The organism is Candidatus Afararchaeum irisae (genome assembly GCA_034190545.1).
GTDB classification, from domain to species: domain Archaea; phylum Halobacteriota; class Halobacteria; order Halobacteriales; family Afararchaeaceae; genus Afararchaeum; species Afararchaeum irisae.
In genome coordinates, this window is sequence record JAXIOF010000058.1 from 1 (window position 1) to 5,118 (window position 5,118).

Here is a 5,118-nt window from a genome sequence, read left to right on the forward strand (position 1 = left end):
CCCGGCGAGTCCATACTAATTTTAGTCGGTTTCGAGGGAGATAAAAACACCAGACAGCGACGGGTCTACCCCCGAAAAATCCTTCCTCAAAAAATGATTCCGACTCACTAAGAAACGGACGTCTCCGTAGTCGGGCGTTTATTCTGAGGAATATAAATAGGGAGAGGTGGTCGGCTTGAGTGACGAGAACCACCTCCTAACTGAGCGTGACAAGCAGGTCTTAGGAGAAACAGAGGCTGACCCCGAGACACAGATATACCTACGTCCGTCGATGGAAAAGACGGATCGGATCTGAGTATACGTGTCGAAAGGTCGGACGGGACCGAGGGAGACAGACGTGTCATAGACGAAAATATCTACAGAGGAAACAGCCATCTGAGGTACTCGGTGCCCTTCTTCGAGGACGGAGTCGAAGCCGTCGTAGTCGAGACCGAGAAACGGGCTGTCTTCCCGTCTTCACCGTTTTCTTCAGAGACGAGTAAGAGCTACGTCTACAAGGGCAGAACATACACGGCTGAGGTCTTAGACGACGGAAGCACGTGAGTATCGGTGGTACCCTCAGTCTTCCAAGGCTTCGGCTATACGTTCGTGAGCACGGACGAACCTCCAGACGAGGTACAGGAAGACTATGATAGCTCCCATCACAGCCCCGAGGAATATCTGCTGGACTACTGCCATATACAGTACGAGAGCCACAGCTACTCCGGCTCCAGCCTTGACGAGGAAACTCCTTTCGTCCGTATCAGACCGTGTCATGTCTTATTATTTTATGTGCACCCTGCTTAAGAATCTGGAGCCGACCCAGACCTTAGCTGAACGAAGGCTTCGGCTATGATTCCGATCGAGACTACCGAGACTGCCATTGAGAGCGCGGTGCCGATTATCTGTGTTCCTGTGGCTAAGGCGGTCAGACTACCTATACCTCCGGCTACGATTCCGGCTCCGAATATGATAAGCAGAACCACGAAGAGACGGAGCCAGTGACCACGTGTCAGGCTCCAGCTATTCTTGAGGGCGGTGACGAAGCTGTCGTCCTCAACGGCGATGTAAGGCACCATGAAGACGAAAGCGACGTACGCTATGATTCCCGGTATGAGGAGGAGAAACGATCCGACCACGACGAGTATGCCGTAAGCGATCCCTCCGACGAATATGTTTATGAGAGCCCAGCCGATGTTTCGGGTGTAGTACTCCGAGGGTATAGAGTCTGTGTGTCCTCCGACGAAGGTACGTGTAGCGAGTATACTCAAGTATCCGAGTAACACAAATACGACGACTCCGAAGACCCCGAGGAGACTCATAGGCAGATCCACCGTGACTGCGAAGGTATCTCCCGCTATCTCGGCACCTCTTTCCCTCATCATACTCATTATGAAGCTGTTGACAGTCACCTGCCAGATGACTCCCGCCAGGGCGTAGACTACCACGAAGAGGGCTCCGTTCCGGTTGGCTATACGGCTGATACCGCCTGATACCGACGATCCTATGCTCAGACTCATGTTTATGTTTTCGGAAATTCGACGGATATATTAAGCATTTCTGATACACGGAGCCTCTGTATGCTGAATTAACAAAAAGTTACTTCAACAGCCGTTCCGACTCTGAAGTAATGTCAGATCCGGCTATCGAGGTATCGGGACTCCGGAAGGAGTACGACGAGACTACTGCTATCGACCGACTCGACCTTACCGTAGAGGAAGAGACTGTCTTCGGATTTCTCGGCTCGAACGGAGCGGGAAAGACGACTACGATAGAGATTCTCTCAACTCTTCGTCAGCCGACCTCGGGCGAGGTACGTATCCAAGGGCACGACGTCTCTAACCGATCCGAGGTAGTTCCACTGATCGGCTATCTCCCCGAGGAGCCTCCTGTCTACGACGAACTCACGGGACGCGAACAGCTTTCGTACGTAGCGGGTCTCAGGGACTTCGGAGACGAGTCCCACATCGATGACCTGGCACGTAGGTTCGATCTCAAAGGAGACCTCGACAAGAGGGTCTCAGCCTACTCGAAGGGGATGAAACAGAAGCTGAGCCTGATACAGGCTGTGATGCACAGACCCGATGTACTCTTTCTCGACGAGCCCACGGGCGGACTTGATCCCAGAGCCGCACGGACTGTGCGTGACTTCATAGGAGAGATCGCAGACTCCGAGACGACGGTCTTTCTGTCGACCCATATACTCCCGGTAGTCGAGGAGATCGCCGACGAGGTCGGCGTTCTGTACGAAGGAACTCTTGTGGCTAAGGGATCTCCCGACGACCTAAAACGCCGTGTCCGTGACGAGGGAACCGACACCGGCGGTACGACACTCGAAGAGGTCTTCCTCGACCTGACCAGATCCAGAGACACCGGCACGGGGAGTCAGAATGGTTAAAACGTCTCAGATAGACCCGGGTAAGATACTCCTCGTGGCGAGAACAGAGCTCCGCCGGAGCTACCGGAAACTCAACTCTAACACGAAGGAGGCTGCGATGACGGTCATCGGTGCGGGATTCGGACTTCTCTACTCAGTCGGCTTAGGTGTCGGATCTTACTTCTTCGTCAGGTCGCTCGTGTCGGAGGGTATGAGTCCTGAGAGTCCCCTTGCGGTCGGTGTCACGTTGACGGGCACCGCCGCCTTTGTCGGCTTCTTCACGTTACAGAGGACGGTCAAGTCGGTCGGAACAGTCGACAAAGACAGGGCTGTTCTCTCAGCCACCTCCCACTACAACGTCTTCCTCGGGGTTCTTCTCAGAGAGGTAGGACGGTGGCTCGCGGCGGCTGTCTTTCCTGTCGTCGTCGTCTCGGTAGGTGTCGGCGCGGGCGCGCGCTCGGCTCTCGCCTTCGGTCTGACCGGGGCTGTACTTCTACTTCTAATAGGACTCGGGGTGACATTGGGTTTCACGGCTGGTGTCTTCGTAAAAGTAGCCGCGGCACGTTCGAGGCTCGTAGCTAGTCACAGGACGAGCCTGAGTCTCGTGGCGTCTCTCGTGTCACTCACGGTCTACTTCTTCTTCATGACTGAGGAGTCTACGGGACGTATCGTCTCCGAGACTGTCGGCTATCTGCCGAGTAGCTGGCTAGGTGACCTCATACTCGTGTCTTTACCTGTCTCTGCGGGAGATCTGACACGTGGAATCGGAGGTCTCACAGTCTGTCTCGTGGTGCTTACTCTCGGAGTCGTAGCCTCGGGAAGACTAACACGGAGTCTGTGGTTCAGCGACAGTCTGAACTCCGGGACGGCGAACCCCGACACATCCTCTGTCTTCAGCCTCTTCGAAGGCAGACTCCCGAAAGCCACTCTTCGGACAGCCGACAAAAGCTGGAAACGCGCGAGACGCGCTCCGTTCACGCTCCAGTACGCTTTTGTCCCCGTGTTTATGCTCGTGTACGTTTTCGTCATGTCGGTAAGATCCGGCTTCTCTCCCGTGGTCGCGCCGGTTACTGGGGCAGCAGTCGCCCTCGGTGCGTCGTCGGCTTTTACACTCAACCCGATAGGGGGCGAGGGATCGGTTCTGCCCTTGGTTCTGACCTCACGTGTCGAGCCGAGACAGTTCCTCGGAGGACTCGTTCTCGGAGGTATTACGGTGGGTCTTCCCGTGTCTGTGCTCGCCACGGCTGTCGTGGGGGTCGTCGGACCCAACGGGTCTGTGAGTACAGCGGCTTCGGTAGTCCTCGTGGCGGTTATGGCAGCCTTCGGACCCCTCCTGTCGACGGGATTCGGGGTCGAGTTCCCTAAGTTCGAGAAGACAGCCGTACAGGGTCGGCGTGAGGCTGTGGTTCCGAGTGGCTGGGCTTATCTCTTCTTCGTACTCACATTCGGCATCGTCTCAGCACCGGGTATAATCGCACAGTCGGGTGCTGACCTGGTCGACAGCCTGCTGCCCTTAGGAGGAGTAGGCGCGGTAGCTCTGTCGTCGTCTCTCTTCGTCTTGGCGTCTCTACTGAGTTTCCGCCATGCTGTAGCTGTCTTCGAGGACTACTACCTCCGAGACTGACGTTTTTCTCAGCCAGCCTCCCATAAATGCTTTACATACCTATCCGGGAGAAATGCTTTATCTAACTAAGGTCAAGGGCAAGACCCCTTCACAAATCGTAGATTTGTGAGCAGTCAGAAGCAGAGCTTCTGACGACTTCCTCAAGGAGTCGTTCGCAAATCTGTGATTTGCGAGCCCGCGAGATCGGAGATCTCGTACCCTGGGAGACCGTCTAGACACGTACACACGGCTAACTTCAACGTCAATGTATGGCGTGAGCCCACTGTCGAGATACTCTCAGACACCTACGTACATACTCAGGTGAAAGCCGGAGAGTCAGTGACACGTGAGATCAGGATAGGGAACACGGGAGAAACCTCGGTTCCCCTCAATCCCGAGATGAACGGTCGGGACAGGAACGTAGTCTACAGCGGGGACACGCCGGATAAGATAGACAGATCGTGGCTCTCGGTAGACGCGCCCACACAGATAGCTTCGGGTGAGACCGCTACAGTCGAACTGACGGTCTCACCGCCCTCGTCAGTAAACAGAGGCGACTACCGCGGAGAGATCGACCTCGGGATAAAAGACCCGACGAGACAGTCCAAAAACGGCTACTGGCAGAGGATGCGTCTCAGAACTGAGGTCTGGAAACAGCCGTCCGAAGCCTTCGAGGTACCCTTCAGTGTCGACTCGAACACGACCGAGGTTAGAGTCAAGATAACGAGTCAGTCAGCCCACGGAGAGTCCCAGAGACCCGAAGTCGACTTCGACGTGAGTCTTACGAGCCCGAGCGGGGACGAGGTAGAGCCCGAGATGGTCAGGACAACTAACAAGGGTCACGTCAGCCTCGGAAACGGAGGAGTCCGTGACTCACAGACCGTGGGCGAGTACGGTGTAGCAGGCGGCTCGAAGGAGTTCGTCTACACGGTCGAGAACCCGTCGAGCGGAGACTGGAGTGCAGACATAATGCCCCACAACACGATGAGGTTCGACTACGAGGTAGTGAGGGTAAGGTAGCACGACACGGCTCACACCCTCCTGAGCTCCATCCGGAAGTCGGCACCGCCGAGTTCGGAGTCCTCGACCCAGATACGTCCACCCGACCTCTCTACTATCCTGTCCACGAGGAATAGCCCCATCCCTTCGCCGTGGCGGA

7 protein-coding genes are annotated in these 5,118 nt (G+C 55.7%); 4 read left to right on the plus strand and 3 right to left on the minus strand.

Annotated features, from left to right (window positions below):
- Positions 1-387 precede the first annotated feature (387 nt).
- Positions 388-543: a hypothetical protein gene (locus SV253_07320; GenBank protein MDY6775867.1), complete on the plus strand. Its 156-nt coding sequence runs from the start codon at positions 388-390 to the stop codon at positions 541-543.
- A 15-nt stretch (positions 544-558) separates the two neighbouring features.
- Here SV253_07320 and SV253_07325 read toward each other — a convergent pair whose 3' ends face one another.
- Complete coding sequence (locus tag SV253_07325; GenBank protein ID MDY6775868.1) at positions 559-756, minus strand: hypothetical protein; 198 nt, start codon at positions 754-756, stop codon at positions 559-561.
- A gap of 26 nt (positions 757-782) precedes the next feature.
- Positions 783-1,499, minus strand: a complete 717-nt coding sequence (locus SV253_07330; protein MDY6775869.1) for a hypothetical protein — start codon at positions 1,497-1,499, stop codon at positions 783-785.
- Between the two features lie 110 nt (positions 1,500-1,609).
- On the opposite strand from SV253_07330, the gene SV253_07335 reads away from it, so the two are divergent.
- The 3 genes from SV253_07335 to SV253_07345 all read left to right on the plus strand — a co-directional run bounded on the left by SV253_07335 (position 1,610) and on the right by SV253_07345 (position 4,979).
- A complete protein-coding gene (locus tag SV253_07335; protein ID MDY6775870.1) occupies positions 1,610-2,377 on the plus strand; it encodes an ABC transporter ATP-binding protein in 768 nt (255 codons plus the stop codon).
- Positions 2,370-3,980 carry a hypothetical protein gene (locus tag SV253_07340; GenBank protein MDY6775871.1) on the plus strand — a complete coding sequence of 537 codons (1,611 nt, stop codon included), beginning with the start codon at positions 2,370-2,372 and terminating at the stop codon, positions 3,978-3,980. The genes SV253_07335 and SV253_07340 overlap by 8 nt, the downstream gene beginning before the upstream one ends.
- A gap of 162 nt (positions 3,981-4,142) precedes the next feature.
- Positions 4,143-4,979 (plus strand): hypothetical protein, encoded by an 837-nt coding sequence (locus tag SV253_07345; GenBank protein MDY6775872.1) that lies wholly within the window; start codon positions 4,143-4,145, stop codon positions 4,977-4,979.
- An 11-nt stretch (positions 4,980-4,990) separates the two neighbouring features.
- Here the strand turns inward: SV253_07345 and SV253_07350 are convergent, their stop codons facing one another.
- A complete protein-coding gene (locus tag SV253_07350; protein ID MDY6775873.1) occupies positions 4,991-5,101 on the minus strand; it encodes an ATP-binding protein in 111 nt (36 codons plus the stop codon).
- Positions 5,102-5,118 lie beyond the last annotated feature (17 nt).

Coding starts and splice junctions, on each gene's coding strand:
- SV253_07325 (MDY6775868.1), bottom strand. CDS start 756: ATGACACGGTCTGATACGGACGAAAGGAGTTTCCTCGTCAAGGCTGGA.
- SV253_07330 (MDY6775869.1), bottom strand. CDS start 1,499: ATGAGTCTGAGCATAGGATCGTCGGTATCAGGCGGTATCAGCCGTATA.
- SV253_07335 (MDY6775870.1), top strand. CDS start 1,610: ATGTCAGATCCGGCTATCGAGGTATCGGGACTCCGGAAGGAGTACGAC.
- SV253_07340 (MDY6775871.1), top strand. CDS start 2,370: ATGGTTAAAACGTCTCAGATAGACCCGGGTAAGATACTCCTCGTGGCG.
- SV253_07350 (MDY6775873.1), bottom strand. CDS start 5,101: ATGGGGCTATTCCTCGTGGACAGGATAGTAGAGAGGTCGGGTGGACGT.